The 16,556-nt window shown below is 60.4% G+C and carries 15 protein-coding genes; 14 read left to right on the plus strand and 1 reads right to left on the minus strand.

The features are described 5' to 3' along the window. The first annotated feature begins 46 nt into the window (after positions 1-46). Together lafT and lafU are read left to right on the plus strand one after the other, a co-directional pair. Positions 47-904, plus strand: coding sequence for a lateral flagellar motor stator protein LafT (gene lafT, locus BN1128_RS09335; RefSeq protein WP_005314215.1), 858 nt, complete (start codon positions 47-49; stop codon positions 902-904). Beyond that, the gene (gene lafU / locus BN1128_RS09340; protein ID WP_042867969.1) at positions 904-1,851 is read left to right on the plus strand and encodes a lateral flagellar motor protein LafU; all 948 of its coding nucleotides are present in this window, start codon (positions 904-906) and stop codon (positions 1,849-1,851) included. The genes lafT and lafU overlap by 1 nt, the downstream gene beginning before the upstream one ends. 380 nt (positions 1,852-2,231) lie before the next feature. Here lafU and BN1128_RS09345 read toward each other — a convergent pair whose 3' ends face one another. After that, complete coding sequence (locus tag BN1128_RS09345; RefSeq protein ID WP_042868277.1) at positions 2,232-3,092, minus strand: lytic transglycosylase domain-containing protein; 861 nt, start codon at positions 3,090-3,092, stop codon at positions 2,232-2,234. A gap of 257 nt (positions 3,093-3,349) precedes the next feature. On the opposite strand from BN1128_RS09345, the gene BN1128_RS09350 reads away from it, so the two are divergent. The 12 genes from BN1128_RS09350 to murC all read left to right on the plus strand — a co-directional run bounded on the left by BN1128_RS09350 (position 3,350) and on the right by murC (position 16,462). Continuing rightward, positions 3,350-3,646, plus strand: a complete 297-nt coding sequence (locus BN1128_RS09350) for a hypothetical protein (RefSeq protein ID WP_042867971.1) — start codon at positions 3,350-3,352, stop codon at positions 3,644-3,646. Positions 3,647-3,886: 240 nt separating this feature from the next. Beyond that, on the plus strand, positions 3,887-4,345 hold the full coding sequence (gene mraZ / locus BN1128_RS09355) for a division/cell wall cluster transcriptional repressor MraZ (protein WP_042867973.1): 459 nt from the start codon (positions 3,887-3,889) through the stop codon (positions 4,343-4,345). Then, positions 4,346-5,284: a 16S rRNA (cytosine(1402)-N(4))-methyltransferase RsmH gene (gene rsmH / locus BN1128_RS09360; RefSeq protein ID WP_042867975.1), complete on the plus strand. Its 939-nt coding sequence runs from the start codon at positions 4,346-4,348 to the stop codon at positions 5,282-5,284. It begins immediately after the preceding gene. A 3-nt stretch (positions 5,285-5,287) separates the two neighbouring features. Further along, entirely contained in the window at positions 5,288-5,602 is a 315-nt protein-coding gene (ftsL, locus tag BN1128_RS09365; protein ID WP_042867977.1) for a cell division protein FtsL, read from the plus strand. Then, positions 5,599-7,350: a penicillin-binding transpeptidase domain-containing protein gene (locus BN1128_RS09370; RefSeq protein ID WP_042867979.1), complete on the plus strand. Its 1,752-nt coding sequence runs from the start codon at positions 5,599-5,601 to the stop codon at positions 7,348-7,350. Before ftsL ends, BN1128_RS09370 begins: the two co-directional genes overlap by 4 nt. 198 nt (positions 7,351-7,548) lie before the next feature. After that, positions 7,549-9,033 (plus strand): UDP-N-acetylmuramoyl-L-alanyl-D-glutamate--2,6-diaminopimelate ligase, encoded by a 1,485-nt coding sequence (gene murE / locus BN1128_RS09375; protein WP_042867982.1) that lies wholly within the window; start codon positions 7,549-7,551, stop codon positions 9,031-9,033. Continuing rightward, entirely contained in the window at positions 9,030-10,385 is a 1,356-nt protein-coding gene (locus tag BN1128_RS09380) for a UDP-N-acetylmuramoyl-tripeptide--D-alanyl-D-alanine ligase (protein WP_042867984.1), read from the plus strand. The genes murE and BN1128_RS09380 overlap by 4 nt, the downstream gene beginning before the upstream one ends. Further along, positions 10,379-11,461: a phospho-N-acetylmuramoyl-pentapeptide-transferase gene (mraY, locus tag BN1128_RS09385; protein WP_042867986.1), complete on the plus strand. Its 1,083-nt coding sequence runs from the start codon at positions 10,379-10,381 to the stop codon at positions 11,459-11,461. Before BN1128_RS09380 ends, mraY begins: the two co-directional genes overlap by 7 nt. Positions 11,462-11,464: 3 nt before the next feature. After that, positions 11,465-12,748 (plus strand): UDP-N-acetylmuramoyl-L-alanine--D-glutamate ligase, encoded by a 1,284-nt coding sequence (murD, locus tag BN1128_RS09390; RefSeq protein WP_042867988.1) that lies wholly within the window; start codon positions 11,465-11,467, stop codon positions 12,746-12,748. Further along, positions 12,745-13,929 carry a cell division protein FtsW gene (ftsW, locus tag BN1128_RS09395; RefSeq protein WP_042867991.1) on the plus strand — a complete coding sequence of 395 codons (1,185 nt, stop codon included), beginning with the start codon at positions 12,745-12,747 and terminating at the stop codon, positions 13,927-13,929. The genes murD and ftsW overlap by 4 nt, the downstream gene beginning before the upstream one ends. Beyond that, positions 13,926-15,011 carry an undecaprenyldiphospho-muramoylpentapeptide beta-N-acetylglucosaminyltransferase gene (gene murG / locus BN1128_RS09400; RefSeq protein ID WP_042867993.1) on the plus strand — a complete coding sequence of 362 codons (1,086 nt, stop codon included), beginning with the start codon at positions 13,926-13,928 and terminating at the stop codon, positions 15,009-15,011. The genes ftsW and murG overlap by 4 nt, the downstream gene beginning before the upstream one ends. Next, on the plus strand, positions 15,008-16,462 hold the full coding sequence (gene murC / locus BN1128_RS09405) for a UDP-N-acetylmuramate--L-alanine ligase (protein ID WP_042867995.1): 1,455 nt from the start codon (positions 15,008-15,010) through the stop codon (positions 16,460-16,462). Before murG ends, murC begins: the two co-directional genes overlap by 4 nt. The last annotated feature ends 94 nt before the right edge of the window (positions 16,463-16,556 follow it).

A 16,556-nucleotide genomic window follows, 5' to 3' on the forward strand; every position in this document is an offset into this window, starting at 1 on the left:
GCTTCACCACTTGTGGTGAGGCTCCTTGAATTCTGCGGGAGCGTTCATGCAAAAACAGATTGGTCTTGGCGTCATTTTCATTTGTGTGCTGGGTGGTTTCATGATGGCGGGAGGCAAACCGATCGCCTTGTGGCAGCCCGCTGAGCTGATCATCATCATAGGTGCTGCAGTCGGCTCTATGTTTCTTGGTAACTCGAAAGAGGTGATGCATGAGATGTGGCGCCAGATGAAGCAGTGCTTCAAATCCAACAAGGATGAGAAAGAGATCTACCGCGAGTTGCTGACCTTGATGCACCAATTGCTGGAGGAGACCCGCAATAAGGGCATGAAGGCACTCGATGAACATATTGAGAATCCACAACAGAGCTCAGTATTTTTGATGTATCCCCAGATATCGGAAGATCCTCAATTGCTCGGTTTCATCATCGATAACTTGCGTTTACTGGGAATGGGCAAGATTACGCCTCATGAGCTGGATACCATGCTGGAGCAGGAGATCATGGCTATTGAAGAGGACATGCTCAAACCGGCACATGCCCTGCACAAGACGGGTGAGGCATGCCCAGGGTTCGGTATTCTGGCTGCGGTGATGGGGATCATCATCACCATGCAGCAGCTGGATGGCCCTTTGAGCAATATCGGTGTACATGTCGCGGCCGCATTAGTGGGAACCTTCATCGGCATCTTCCTCTGCTACTGCTTGCTGGAGCCCATCAGCAACGCCATGGAGGAGATGGTCAAGCGTCGGATAGGGCTGCTGATGTGCATCAAATCTATTCTGATTGCCCAGCTTCGTGGCAAAACCCCGCTCATCTCGGTCGATTCGGGCCGCAAGATGTTGGAGCCTGACGTTAAACCCAGCTTCCTTGAATTGGAAGAGTGGGTGACAAACAGGGCCATGTAATGCGTAATCACGAGCAGATCATCATCAAACGCCAGCAACGGCGTAACAGCGCGCCCAAGGGGGGTGGGGCCTGGAAAGTGGCCTTTGCCGACTTCACCCTGGCGATGATGGCATTTTTCATGGTGTTATGGATCCTGGCTGTCTCAAGTCAGGAGGAGCGTGAGGTCGTCGCCAGTCGCCTGCGTGACTACAGCATCATGGACAGTGAAGCCAACCCGTTCGATATCCGCAACAGCCCCTACCCGGTGGATCTGGGAGGCAACCCATCCGTGCTGGAAGAGCTCAGTCCCAAGTTTGTCGAGGAAGGGCAGCGGATGCCAAAGCATATGGAGCGGAATCGCAGCATCTTTTCTGATGGGGCCAGCGGCGGTTACGAGAACCTGCTGGTGGGGAAAATTGAAGGTGAGGCACAGATGAAGCAACTGGCCGGGTTCATTGGCTCGCTGGCCGATCAGATGCAAGCCAAGAACAACCTTGAGCTGCAACTGGTACCGCAAGGCTTGAGGATCCTCATTCGCGATGATGATGAGCGCGAGATGTACAGCCGTGGCAGCGCCCGGATCAGTCCCTTCTTCCGGCATATGCTGATGGCGTTGGCCCCTATATTTCAGCGAGTTGAAAACCGAGTCATGATCTCGGGCCACACCGATAGCACCCCCTTTGCGGGTGACAACTACAGCAACTGGGAGCTTTCATCTGATCGTGCCATGATGGCAAGGCGAGTCTTGCTTGCCGGAGGCATGCCCCCAGAGCGGGTTGGGCAGGTCGTAGCCATGTCAGATACCATGCTGGAGAATACAGCCGATCCACGAGGCAGCCAAAATCGCCGTATTGAACTGCTGGTGATGACAAGCCAGGCGGAAAAGAATCTGGAACAATTATTCAGTGCGCAAACGCAAACTGCGGTGAAGCAAGCCAAGGACGACACTTCTCATGGACAACCTTGAAATGGACCTGCCGGGATCGGATAAACTTAGCGATCCTCGGCGTAAGGTCCCTCGCTGGTACCTGCATGATGGTAGTACCCCTCTGGAGTCACAAAGCTGTGGTATTGCTGCCCGTCTCATGGTGTCGGGTCTTCTGTTCGATAAGAGTATCGGCCGGGCTGTGATCAAGGATATAGGGCCGGGGGGGGTTGGTTTTCTGGCTCCTGCACGCTTTATCCTGCCCGAGATTGTCAGTCTGTCACTCTCCCCGCGTATTGTGCTGGATTGCCAAATCACCCATCGACGTTCAATTGGTCAATACCTGAGCTTCTATGGCGCCCGTTGGTCAGATCCAGAATCGGTAGATCTGTCGCCAGTGCTCAGTCATTGGCGACACTGCTTCATGGTGTCAGGAGGGGTCGCTTCGTCTCCAGCCCCAGTGGATCTGTTAACGACTCCAGTCTGATAGCGCCACGACTCATATCCATATCCAGCCCTCTTGCTGCATGTAGCAGCAAGGGATCGTGCAAGCTTTCCAATGAAATGGCTTTTTGAAGCAGGATCTGCCCCTTTTTGGTGACTGGGAGAGGGGATTTCCCACGGCTATAGACGATGGGACAGTTGGTTACTCCGGGTACGTTGGGCAGCTGCCAGGCAGGATTCCAGCGGCTGGCCTCATTCATGGCCACCCCTTTTGCCATCGCCCAATCCAGCAATGAGCAGCTATTCGGCTGCCGTATCACCTGTAAATCTTCCCCTTCTTGCCAAGATGGCAAAGCAAATTGGTATTGTTCCGCACGATCCAGCAGTTGAGATAGGGCAATGAACCGAGCCACATATAGTCGCGTTTCTGTCGGGAGCGATAGCTCCCACACATTGCGAGTACCTGCATCGAGTACTGCCTTCAGCACCCGCCCCTCTCCCGCGTTGTAAGCCGCCAGAGCCAGTAGCCAGTCTTGACCAAAAAATTGATGGAGCCAACTGAGATAGGCGAGTGCCACATCGGTTGCGAGTGGTAGCGAGTAGCGTCCATCGAAACCCGACATCATGGGAATGGAGAAGCGCGCCGCCGTAGCGGGCATCAACTGCCAAGGTCCGGCAGCTCCTGCAGTAGATACCACATCCAGTCGATAACTGCTCTCAATCAAAGGAAGGAAAGCGAGCATGGTGGGTAGCTTGCGTGCCCGAACCTGTTGTTCGACCCACCGGATCATTGGCTGTGACTGAGTGATCCGTTTTTGCAGATGGTCACGTTGCTGCAGTAGAAACTGAGTCTGTTGAGTGACTAGTTCGGCTCCTTTTCCTTGTACAGGGGTAGGAAAATCAGCCTGCCAATGATAGTTATGATAGGAATAACAATAGGGAGAGGTCAGTAACAGAGTACCAACTAGCCAACAGAGTACCCGAGTCATGATTTCAGGGTGATGCAAGGAGGGCTGAACAATAAAAACATGATGTATCTCAACAGTTTTTGACAGTTTTTGTCGACTGTTCATGTGGAATCCAGGACGTGATAAGCATGATAACACGAGTAAAAAAGACCCCGACAGCGGGCAAGGCGATCCAGAAATTTTTACTGTATTTGATTCTCGCCAATTTTGTGTTGATGGGGCTCTATGTCATGCATGCAGGGGAGCTGGCCTTTGGTACAAATCTCCTGCTGACATTTCTGCTGATCATCTACAACCTGTTGCTGTGCCAGCTGGTTTGCTTGCGGGCACGGCGAGCAGGGGATGACTACATCATTTACCCTGTGGTAGGCGTCAGCATCATTTTGTGCGCCGTTGTATTGTACCGCTTCATTATTTCTCCCTGATTATGGCGGTTTATACCCCAGGCCCTAATTAATCGATTTTATTTCTGCACGAATAACTTGTGGAAAATCAACTCATTTAATCAGTGCTACCCAAACACTGCGTCAATATGTTCCCCATGCCCGATATCCTCGCTTGAAAAGCCCTCAGCACGTCCTTAAACTTCAAGGTGGGGAAAAGTGGATCAAAGTGGTTTTTATCGGGCGATTTGCCCCCCTTAACTCATTTTCAGGGACTGCAATTTGTTGCGTGGTGCTCACGCCATCAGCCTGGACAGCAAAGGGCGACTGGCGATTCCGACCAAGTACCGTGATTGGCTGCGCGACGAAAGCGAGGGCCAGCTGGTCTGCACCATAGATATTGCCCATCCTTGCCTGCTGCTTTATCCCCTGAACGAATGGGAAGAGATAGAGCGCAAGCTCAAGATGCTCTCCAGCATGAACCCCGTAGAACGCCGCTTGCAGCGGTTGTTGCTCGGCCATGCGACCGAATGCGAGCTGGATGGCAATGGCCGTCTGCTGCTGAGCCAGCCACTGCGTAGCCACGCCGGGCTGGACAAGAAGATCATGCTGGTGGGCCAGCTCAACAAGTTTGAGCTGTGGGATGAAGCCCGCTGGCAACAACAGGTCAATGACGACATTCATGGCTTGCCCGAGGACGACTGGGCAAGCTCGCCACGACTACAGGATTTTTCTTTATAAATGACCCAAGCCGCTAAACACATCACAGTGCTGTTGCACGAAGCCGTTGAAGGGCTGGCCATCAAGCCGGACGGCATCTACGTCGACGGTACTTTTGGCCGGGGTGGTCACTCTCGTCTCATTCTCCAGCACCTTGGCCCGAACGGCCGGCTGATCGCCATCGACCGGGATCCCCAGGCCATTGCCGAGGCGGCCAAGATCCAGGATCCCCGTTTTGAAATCGTGCACGGCCCTTTCTCCGGCATTACCACCTATCTGGCCGAGCGCGGTCTGCTTGGCAAGGTCGACGGCTTCCTGCTGGATCTGGGTGTTTCTTCCCCCCAGCTGGACGATGCCGAGCGCGGTTTCAGCTTCATGAAAGACGGCCCGCTCGACATGCGGATGGACCCCACCTCAGGCCAGAGCGCCGCACAGTGGCTGGCTCGTGCCGATGTGGATGACATCGCCTGGGTATTGAAGACCTTCGGCGAGGAGCGTTTCGCCAAGAAGATTGCCCGCGCCATCGTCCACGATCGGGTCACAGAACCCTATGTGCGTACTCGCCAGCTGGCGGAGATGATTGCCCGGGTCAATCCGAGCAAGGAGAAGGGCAAACACGCCGCCACCCGCAGCTTCCAGGCCATCCGCATCTATATCAACAGCGAGCTGGACGAGATCGAGACCGCGCTGGACGGGGCCCTGCAGGCGCTGGCTCCCGAGGGGCGGCTCTCCGTCATCAGCTTCCACTCGCTGGAAGACCGGCTGGTGAAGCACTTCATCCGCAAGCACGAGAAAGGCCCCGAGGTGCCGCGCGGCATTCCGTTGACTGAGGCCCAGCTGGCCGGCGGTCGCAAATTGAAGTCGGTCGGCAAGGCGCTCAAGCCTTCCGAGCATGAAGTCACCGAAAACAGCCGATCGCGCAGCTCAGTGCTGCGGGTCGCCCTGCGACTGGCGGAGTAAGTCATGAGCGAGGTGCGTGTTCATCTGGCCAAGGAGATCCTCGGCGATCTCTGGCGGCACAAGCTGCAGGTCGTGCTGGCCGTTGCCGTGCTGATCACCGCCTTTGCCGTGATCCTGGTGACCAACATGACCCGTGGCATGACCGCCAAGCAGAACGATCTGATGGCGGAAGAGGATCGGCTCAACATCGAATGGCGTCACCTCTTGCTGGAACAGGGAACGCTGGCCGAGCACTCCCGTGTCGCGAGTCTGGCCATGGATAAATTGCAGATGGCTCGCCCGCTGGTGACCACCGAGAAGGTAATAACACAACCATGAAACGCAAGGCATCTGCCAAGGCCCCACCCAAGGCGAAAGCACCGTCACTCTATCCGTGGCGCTTTCGCACGCTGGTGTTCTTCATCGGCATTGCGTTTGCTGGCTTGATCCTGCGGCTGGCCTGGATCCAGGTGATAGATCCGGATCGGCTGCGCCAGGAAGGGGACATGCGTTCGCTGCGCACCACTGCCACCCAGGCGGTGCGCGGCATGATCACCGACCGCAACGGCGAACAGCTTGCCGTGTCTGTGCCGGTGGAGGCCGTCTGGGCCGATCCCAAGACGGTGCACGAATCTGGCGCCATTCATAACGAGCGCGCCTGGCTGGCACTCTCCGCCGTGCTCAAGCTCGACATCAACACCCTCAAACACCGCATCTCCAACCCGAGCAAGCGCTTCGTCTACCTGCAGCGCCAGGTGACGCCGGCGGTGGCGGAATACATCAAGGGCCTCAAGCTGGGCGGCATCTATCTGCGCCCAGAGGCGCGCCGTTTTTATCCAACCGGCGAGATCAGTGCCCACCTGGTGGGGGTGACCAACATAGATGGCAGCGGCATCGAAGGGATAGAGCGCAGCTACAACGAGTGGCTGACCGCGACCCCGGGTGAAATGCGGGTGCGCAAGGACAGGCAGGGTCGGGTCATCGAGCGGCTTGGCCTGGTCAAGGAAGGCAAGAACGCCAACGATCTGCAGCTGAGTATCGATCAGCGGGTTCAGGCGCTGGCCTATCGGGCGCTCAAGCGGGCCACCGACGAGAACAAGGCGACCTCCGGCTCCATGGTGATGCTGGATGTGAAGACCGGCGAAGTACTCGCCATGGTCAACACCCCCTCCTACAACCCGAACAACCGCGGCCAGTACCAGAGTTTCCGGGTGCGCAACCGGGTCGTGACCGATACCTATGAGCCGGGTTCGACCATCAAGCCCTTGATCCTGTTGAGTGCCCTGCAGGCGGGCGTCACCAGCTGGAAGGACACCATTCCAGGCGGACCTCTGTATATCGGGGCCAAGCAGATACGTGACGTGAGCATCCACAAGGCGACCAACCTGTACGATATTCTGCGCTACTCCTCCAACATCGGCATGTCGCGCATCGCGCTGCGGATGCCGGCGCAGGAGATGATCAACACCCTCAGCATGGTCGGTTTCGGCATGGATACCGGCAGCGGACTGATGGGTGAGAGCAGCGGCATGCTGCCCCAGCGTCGTCGCTGGTCCGATATCGAGCGGGCCACCCTCTCGTTCGGTTACGGTCTGCGGGTCACTCCGCTGCAGCTGGCCTCCGCCTACGCGACCCTGGCCAACAAGGGCAAGCGGGTGCCGCTCTCCATCGTCAAGGTGACCGAGCCGCCCAAGGGTGAGCAGGTCATCGACCACAACAACGCCACTGCCATGTTGCAGGCGCTGGAGTACGTGGTGAGCAATGCCATTCCGAAAGCGCAGATCCCCGGTTACCGGGTCGGCGGCAAGAGTGGTACCGCCAAGGTCGCCGTCGCCGGCGGCTACGGCAAGGATTACATGGCCTGGTTTGCCGGTTTCGCCCCGGCCAGCAACCCCCGTTTTGTCATGGTGGTGGTGATCAACGAGCCCAAGGGCGATGCCTACTACGGTGGTGCCGTTGCGACGCCGCCATTTGCCGAAGCCATGGGCGGTGTGCTGCAACTCTTCAATATTCGTCCCGATGCGGTACCGCCTGCAGTACCCGCCAAACTCGCCCGTACGGAGGCCCCCCTTGCGCCGCGCACCTGACCTGGCCCTCCATCCCATCTGTTCCGGGGCGTATTCCATGCTGTTTCGCGGTGTGAGCATCTGCATTCCTGCCCATACGGAGGCTTCCCATGTTGCACCGCGTACTTGACCTGGCCCTCAATCCCATCTGTTCCGGGGCGTATTCCATGCTGTTTCGCGGTGTGAGCGTCTGCATTCCTGCCTATACGGAGGCTTCCCATGTTGCACCGCGCACTTGATTCATTACTGCGCCCCTTCGGCATCCGTGCCCCGGCGCTCGCCCTCACCGATATCCAGCTGGACAGCCGGCGGGTCGGGCCCGGTTGTCTCTTCGTGGCCATTCGAGGTCACCAGGTGGATGGCAGACGCTTCATCGAACAGGCGGTGGCTCAGGGAGCGACCGCCGTCGTGTTTGAGGATGACGGGGAATTCGTCGCGTCTCAGCTGGCCGTGCCCTGCATTGGTATTCCCGAGCTGCCCGCCAGACTCTCCGAACTGGCCGGTTACTTCTACCAGCAGCCAGCCAACAGGCTGGAACTGGTCGGCATCACGGGCACCAACGGCAAGAGTACCACTGCGCTGCTGGTCGCCAACTGGCGCACCCTGCTGGGTGGCAGGGCCGGGGTGATGGGCACCATAGGCAATGGCTTGTTCGGTGAGCTGGTGGAAGCCGAAAACACCACCGGCAGTGCCGTGCAGGTGCAGGCCAATCTGGCCGCCCTGCAGCAGCAGGGGGCAGATCTGGTGGCGATGGAGGTTTCCAGCCACGGTCTGGTGCAGCATCGTGTGGCGGCCCTGCCTTTCGCTGCAGCGGTGTTCACCAACCTGAGCCGGGATCATCTGGACTACCACGGCACCATGGAGGCCTATGGCGCCGCCAAGGAAGAGCTGCTGAAACTGGTCGACGAACCCTGCGCCGTCATCAATGCCGACGACCGGCTGGGGCGCCAGTGGCTTGCCTCCTATCCTGCCGCTGTGGCCTTCAGCGTGCACGGCTCGATTGAAAACCACCCGGGGCGACAGTTAACGGCGCAGGATCCCCACTTCCACCAACAAGGTTTTCACACACGCATTAACTCCAGTTGGGGGAATGGTGTATTATCCGCCCCCTTGCTCGGCCGCTTCAACGTCAGCAATGTGCTGGCGGCCATGGGCGCCATGCTGGTGCTCGGATATGACTTCCAGGAACTGCTGGCAACGGCACCTCGATTGCAGCCGGTGACCGGTCGCATGGAGTGCTTCGGTGGCGGCAATGCGCCGCTCGCCGTGGTCGATTATGCACACACCCCGGATGCACTGGAGAAGGCATTGCAGGCCCTGCGGGTGCACTGCGAGGGCCAGCTCTGGTGTCTGGTGGGCTGTGGTGGCGACCGGGATCGCGGCAAGCGTCCTATGATGGCCGCCATGGCAGAGCAACATGCGGATCGCGTGATCCTGACCGACGACAACCCCCGTACCGAGGAGCCGGCCCAGATCATGGCCGACATGGTGGCGGGCCTTCGCGATCCTGCTGCCGTGCAGATCGAGCACGACAGGGTCAAGGCGATTGCACTGGCCCTCGGTCAGGCGAGCAAACAGGACATCATCCTGGTGGCCGGTAAGGGGCACGAGGATTATCAGATCATTGGAACCGACAAGCGGCACTACAGCGACCGGGAAACCGTCGCGGCCTCCTTGCACACATTATTGGAGTCATTCAGATGATGACCCTCAGGCTTGCCGAGCTGGCGCAGGTACTCAATGCCCGTCTGATCGGTGACGACGGCGAGATCACGGCTGTCAGTACCGACACCCGCACTCTGGGCGCAGGCGCCCTGTTTGTCGCGCTGCGCGGCGAGCGTTTCGACGCCCACGATTTCTGTGCGCAGGCCGTTGCCGCCGGGGCCTCTGCCCTGCTGGTCGAACGGGAACTGCCACTGGCTGTCCCCCAGCTGGTCGTCGCCGACAGCCTCAAGGGGCTGGGCCGCCTCGGCAAGCTGGTGCGCGAGCGCATCAACCCGAAAGTGCTTGCCATCACCGGCAGCTGCGGCAAGACCACGGTGAAAGAGATGGCGACCGCCATCCTGCGTCATGAAGGCGAGGTGCTGGCTACCGCCGGCAACTTCAACAATGAAGTGGGCGTGCCGCTGACCCTGCTGCGGCTTGAGCCACAACACAAGTTTGCGGTGATGGAGCTGGGTGCCAACCATCCGGGCGAGATCGCCTGGACCACCTCACTGGCCCAGCCTGACGCCGCCCTCATCAACAACGTGGCAGCGGCTCATCTGGAGGGCTTCGGTTCTCTGGAAGGGGTCTTCCACGCCAAGAGCGAGATTTTTGAGGGGTTGGGCGAGGTCGGCACCGCCATCGTCAATGCCGACAACGAATTTTGGCCAAAGTGGCGGGAACGGGGCATCCAGTGTGCCTTCTCCCTCGCAGATCAGAGTCAGCCCTTCCATGCCCGCGACATAGTGCTCAACGGGCAGGGCTGCGCCGAATTCGTGATGGTGACGCCGCAGGGTGAAATAAGCCTGACCCTGGCTATTCCAGGTCGCCACAACGTGGGAAATGCCCTGGCGGCCACCGCCGGTTGTCTGGCGCTCGGTGCCTCGCTTGCCTCCGTCAAGGCGGGGCTGGAGCAGATGGCACCGGTCAAGGGCCGCTTCTGCGTCCAGCGCTGGGGTGGCCTCACCCTGGTAGACGACACCTACAATGCCAGCGTGGAATCCGTGCTGGCGGGCATCGATGCCCTGACCGCCATGGGTGGTTACAAGGTGCTGGTATTCGGTGACATGAAGGAGTTGGGTGAGGAGTCTGCCGAGCAACACGCCCGGGTTGGACGCCATGCCCGTGAGCGCGGTCTTGACGCCGTGCTGACAGTAGGGGAACAGAGTCGCCACACCGCAGATGCCGCGGCTGGTCGACATTTCGATAACAAGGCGTCGTTGTTTGAAGTGCTTGCGCAAATGATAAATATACATCAAGAAATTTCGATTCTGGTCAAGGGCGCCCGCGGCTCCCGCATGGAAGATATCGTCAAGATGGTCGTTGACCGTCAGGAGTCAGCCACATGCTAGTCTGGCTGGCGGAACTGCTCACCCCGCACTTCACCTTCTTCAACGTCTTCTCCTACCTGACGTTTCGCGCCATCCTGTCGATCATCACGGGCCTGGTGGTGGCGCTCTGGATGGGGCCGCGCCTCATCCGCCGTCTGCAGATCATGAAGTTCGGCCAGGTGATCCGCAACGACGGTCCCGAGTCCCACCTCAGCAAGAAGGGCACCCCGACCATGGGCGGCCTGATGATCATTGCCGCCATCTTCACCTCGGTGCTGCTCTGGTGCCGCCTCGACAACCCCTATGTGTGGCTGGTGCTGTTCGTGCTCGGTGCCTACGGTGCCATCGGCTTCGCCGATGACTACCTCAAGGTGGTGCGCAAGAATACCGACGGTCTGATCGCCCGCTGGAAGTATTTCTGGCAGTCGGCGGTCGCGCTGGGCGTGGCCGTGTTCCTCTACACCACGGCCACCCACGATGGCCAGACCCAGCTGGTGGTGCCCTTCCTCAAGGATGTGATGCCGCAGCTCGGCCTGATGTTCATCGTGCTGACCTACTTCGTCATCGTCGGCACCTCCAACGCGGTCAATCTAACGGATGGTCTCGATGGTCTGGCCATCATGCCGACCGTGATGGTGGCGGGGGGCTTCGCCCTGATCGCCTGGGCGACCGGCAACGTCAACTTCGCCAACTACCTGCACATTCCCTATGTGCCCTATACCTCCGAGCTGGTGATCGTCTGTACCGCCATCGTGGGTGCGGGTCTGGGTTTCCTCTGGTTCAACACCTATCCGGCCCAGGTCTTCATGGGGGACGTAGGTTCCCTGGCGCTGGGTGGCGCGCTTGGCACCATAGCCGTGCTGGTGCGTCAGGAGTTCCTGCTGGTGATCATGGGTGGCGTCTTCGTGATGGAAACTGTCTCGGTGATCCTGCAGGTGGGTTCCTACAAGCTGCGCGGCGTGCGGATCTTCCGTATGGCCCCGATCCATCACCATTATGAGAAGAAGGGCTGGCCGGAACCGCGCGTCATAGTGCGCTTCTGGATCATTACCCTCATGCTGGTGCTGCTCGGCCTCGCCACCCTGAAGGTGAGGTAAGCCATGGTCATCATTATAGGACTCGGCAAAACCGGACTCTCCTGCGTCGATTACTTCCTCGGCCGTGGCGTCACGCCTCTGGTGATGGATACCCGCGCCAATCCGCCGGGCAAGGATCAATTGCCCGCCGAGGTCGAACTGATCCAGGGGCTGGACGGCGATCTGCTCAAGCAGGCGCACATGATAGTGGCGAGCCCGGGCATTGCCCTGGCGACCCCCGAGCTGAAAGCCGCGGCCGAGTTCGGGGTGAGCATAGTCGGCGATATCGAGCTGTTCGTGCGCGAGACCCAGGTGCCTGTCATCGCTATCACGGGTTCCAACGGCAAGAGTACTGTCACCACCCTGGTGGGCGAGATGATTGCCGAGGCGGGCCTCAAGGTCGGGGTCGGTGGCAACATAGGTACCCCGGCGCTGGAGCTGCTCAAGCAACCGATGGAGCTCTGCGTGCTGGAGCTCTCCAGCTTCCAGCTGGAGACCACTCATAGCCTGCGTGCCGCCGCCTCCGTGGTGTTAAACCTCAGTGAAGATCATATGGATCGCTATCAGGGCATGGCCGACTACCGCGCCGCCAAGATGGAGATCCATCAGCATTCCCAGCACATCCTGATCAATCGCGACGATACCCAGACCCTGCCCGATGTGGGACAGGTGTGGCAGAGTTTTGGCCTCGACTGCAACGGCTATGGCCGCTGCCTGCTGGAGGGCCGCCACTGGCTGACCCTGCACGGGGAGCCACTGCTCGCCGTGGACGAAATGAAAATTGTCGGTGCCCACAATCAGGCCAACGCCCTGGCGGCCATGGCCCTGTGCGATGCAGTGGGCATTCCCCGCGAGCCGCAACTCGCCGTGCTGCGCCGCTTCGAAGGCCTGCCACACCGTGCCCGCTTCGTGCGGGAGGTGAACGGAGTGCGTTGGATCAACGACTCCAAGGCCACCAACGTGGGGGCGACCCTGGCCGCCGTGGCTGGCGTGCGTGAATCGGTGAAAGGCCGTCTGCTGCTGCTGGCCGGTGGCCAGGGCAAGGGCCAGGACTTTGGTCCTGTGCAGGCGTTGCTTGGCAGCCAGATCGATCACATGTACTGCTTCGGTCAGGATGCCGAGGTGCTGCTGGCGCTGGGCGAGCAGACCGAGCGGGTTGCCTCCCTCGAGGCCGCGGTTGCCAAGGCCGCCGCCGATGCCAGACCCGGTGACTGGGTGCTGCTGGCGCCGGCCTGTGCCAGCCTGGATCAATTCAAGTCTTTTGAAGCGCGCGGTGATCGTTTCACCGAGCTGGTGCAGACCTTATGAACGCCCTTGGCGCCATCGCAGGTGTGCTGCAACGCTGGTTGTTACCGGCGCGCCCAGCGGGTCTCTACGATCGGCAACTGGTGGTGCTGGCACTGGCGTTGATGGCGGTGGGTCTGGTGATAGTGGCCTCGGCCTCGATCCCGGAGGGGATCGCCATCAACAATGATCCTTTCATGTTCGTGAAGCGCCACGGCCTGTTCCTGGTGATGGCGCTCGGCATCTCCTGGTTCGTGCTGCAGGTGCCCATGGCCCGCTGGCAGCACTACAACGGCCCCATGCTGGTGCTCGCCATCATAATGCTGGTGCTGGTGCTGCTGGTGGGCCGCAGCGTCAACGGTTCCATCCGCTGGTTGCCGCTCGGCCCCTTCAACCTGCAGCCGGCCGAGTTCGGCAAGCTGGCGTTGTTCGTCTATCTGGCGGGCTATCTGGTGCGCCGTCAGAGCGAGGTGCGCGAGCGCTTCATCGGCTTCATGAAGCCGATGGCCGTGCTGTTCGTGGTGGCCATACTGCTGCTGGCCCAGCCCGACCTGGGATCCGTGGTGGTGATGTTTGTGACCTCGCTGGGCATGCTGTTCCTGGCGGGGGCGCGGCTGGTGCAGTTCATCGGCCTCATCCTGGTGGGGGTGAGCGCAGTGGTGACGCTGATCATCGCCGAGCCTTACCGGATGCGGCGGGTGACCTCCTTCCTCGACCCCTGGGCCGATCCGTTCGGCAGCGGCTACCAGCTGACCCAGTCGCTGATGGCGTTCGGTCGTGGCAGCTGGTTTGGCGAGGGGCTTGGCAACTCCATCCAGAAGATGGAGTACCTGCCGGAGGCGCACACTGACTTCGTATTTGCGATCCTGGGCGAAGAGCTGGGCTACGTGGGCGTGTTGGGCGCGCTCTTCCTCATCTTCGCGCTGGCGTTCAAGGCACTCAAGCTAGGACACCAGGCACTGGTGGCCGAGCGCTTGTATGAAGGCTATCTGGCCATCGGCATCGGCATCTGGTTCAGCTTCCAGACCTTCGTCAACGTCGGTGCTGCCAGCGGCATGATGCCGACCAAGGGGCTGACTCTGCCGCTGGTCAGCTACGGTGGTTCCAGTCTCATCATCATGATGGTGGCGGTGAGCATGTTGATTCGTATCGATTTCGAGTTGCGCCAGGCCAGTGCCCAGGCGCGCGTGCGGGAGGTTTCGTGAGCAAGACTCTGTTGGTGATGGCGGGCGGTACCGGGGGCCATGTGTTCCCCGGCTTGGCCGTGGCCGATCGCCTCAAGGCCCAGGGCTGGACCATTCACTGGCTCGGCACCGCCGACCGGATGGAGGCAGAGCTGGTGCCTGCGCATGGTTATCCCATCTCCTTCATCGACATTCAGGGGGTGCGCGGTAATGGCATCAAGCGTCTGCTGGCGGCCCCTTATCGCATCGTCAAATCCGTGCTGCAGGCGCGCCGTGTGCTCAAGACCATACGGCCCGACGTGGTACTCGGCATGGGGGGCTTTGCCTCCGGCCCGGGCGGCGTGGCCGCCTGGCTGTCCGGCATCCCCTTGCTGCTGCACGAGCAGAATGCGGCGGCCGGCCTCACCAACAAGCTGCTGGCGCGCCTTGCCAAGCGGGTATTGATGGCGTTTCCGGGGGCGTTTGCACCGAGTCGTCGCACCGCCGTGGTGGGTAATCCGGTGCGCCCCGAGGTGGTTGCCCTGCCGGATCCGCAACTACGCAGCAGCGCAGAGCCGCTGCACCTGCTGATCGTCGGTGGCAGCCTGGGGGCCAGAGTGCTCAACGAGCAGGTTCCGCCAGCCGTTGTCGCTGCCGGCGTCCCCATTGCGGTGCGTCATCAGTGCGGCAAGGGCAACCGTGAGGCCGTCGCGCAGGCGTATGCCGGGCAGGGCGTCGAGGCCGAGGTGAGCGAATTTATCAAGGACATGGCTGATGCCTATGCCTGGGCCGATCTGGTGGTATGCCGCGCTGGGGCCTTGACGGTCTCCGAAGTGGCTGCCGCCGGGGTCGCCGCTATTTTTGTGCCACTGCCCCATGCGGTGGATGATCACCAGACCCGCAATGCCCTGACCCTGGTCGACGGCGGCGGTGCTGAATTCCTGCCCCAATCCGAGCTGACCACTGCCTCGCTGGCCGCACGCCTCAGCTGGCTTGCCGGCCGCAGGGAAACCCTATTGAACATGGCCCAAGCAGCCCGTCGCGTCGCTATTACCGATGCCGCCGAGCGGGTTGCCGATGAGTGTAAACGACTCGCCGCTGGGCAGACTGAGAGAGAACTATGACCAAGGTTGAACTGGCAAAACTGCGTACCGTGATCCCCGAAATGCGTCGCGTGCGTCGCATCCACTTTATCGGCATAGGTGGCGCCGGTATGGGCGGGATCGCCGAGGTACTTGCCAACGAAGGGTATCAGGTAACCGGCTCGGATCTGGCTCGCAATGCGGTGACCGAGCGGCTGGCGTCGCTGGGGGCACATATCTTCGTGGGTCACAGCGCCGAGCATGTGAGCGAGGCGAGCGTGGTGGTGGTCTCTACCGCCATCAAGCAGGACAACCCCGAGCTGCTGGCCGCCCGCGAGTTGCGCATCCCTGTGGTGCGTCGCGCCGAAATGCTGGCCGAGCTGATGCGTTTTCGTCATGGCATCGCCATCGCCGGCACCCACGGCAAGACCACCACCACCAGTCTGGTGGCTAGCATCTATGCCGAAGCCGATCGTGATCCGACCTTCGTCATCGGCGGCCTGCTCAACAGCGCCGGCACCAATGCCCGCCTGGGCAGCAGCCGTTATCTGATCGCCGAAGCGGACGAGAGCGACGCTTCCTTCCTGCATCTGCAGCCGATGGTCTCCATAGTGACCAACATTGAAGCGGATCACATGGACACCTACGGCGGTGACTTCTCTCGGCTGAAGGCCACCTTCATCGACTTTTTGCACAACCTGCCCTTCTACGGTCTGGCCGTGGTGTGTGTGGATGATCCCGTGATCCGTGGCATGCTGCCCGAGATCGCCCGCCCGACCATCACCTATGGTCTCTGCGATGATGCCGACGTACAGGTGCTGGACTTCGTGCAGACCAGCAATCGCAGCCGTTTCCGGGTCCGTCGAGCAGGTGCCGGTGAGCTGGAGGTGACCCTGAACCTGCCGGGCATCCACAATGCGCTCAATGCCGCCGCAGCGATTGCGGTCGCTACCGAAGACGGGATCGGCGATGATGCCATCATCCGGGCGCTGGCCAAGTTTGAAGGCGTGGGTCGCCGCTTCCAGCAATATGGCGAATTCGAGACCGGCCGTGGCAAGGCCATGCTGGTGGACGACTACGGTCACCACCCGAGCGAAGTCAAGGTGACCATCAACGCCGCTCGCGCCGGCTGGCCCGAGAAACGCCTGGTCATGGTATTCCAGCCGCACCGCTACACCCGTACCCGCGATCTCTATGAAGATTTTGCGGACGTGCTCTCCAAGGTGGATGTGCTGGTGATGCTGGAGGTCTATGCCGCCGGTGAAGAGCCCATTCCGGGTGCCGATGGCCGCGCCCTGTGTCGCTCCATCCGCTCCCGTGGCAACCTGGAACCCATCTTTGTCGCTACCCCGGACGACGTACCCGCCGTGCTGGCAGGACTGGTCGGAGAGGGGGATCTGGTGTTGACTCAGGGCGCGGGGAACGTAGGCGCACTGGCACGCCGTCTCGGCGAGATGAAATTGAGCATAGAGAGCATGAAATCCGGCGCCTGAGGGCCCAATGAGTATTTTGACCGCCAAGCCGGGGCCTATATAATGGCGGACCGGTCTGCAAAGGGCCGGCATGGCGCGTTAAACGGGGAAAGAT

Origin of the sequence: Aeromonas piscicola (genome assembly GCF_000820005.1) — a bacterium.
GTDB lineage: Bacteria > Pseudomonadota > Gammaproteobacteria > Enterobacterales > Aeromonadaceae > Aeromonas > Aeromonas piscicola.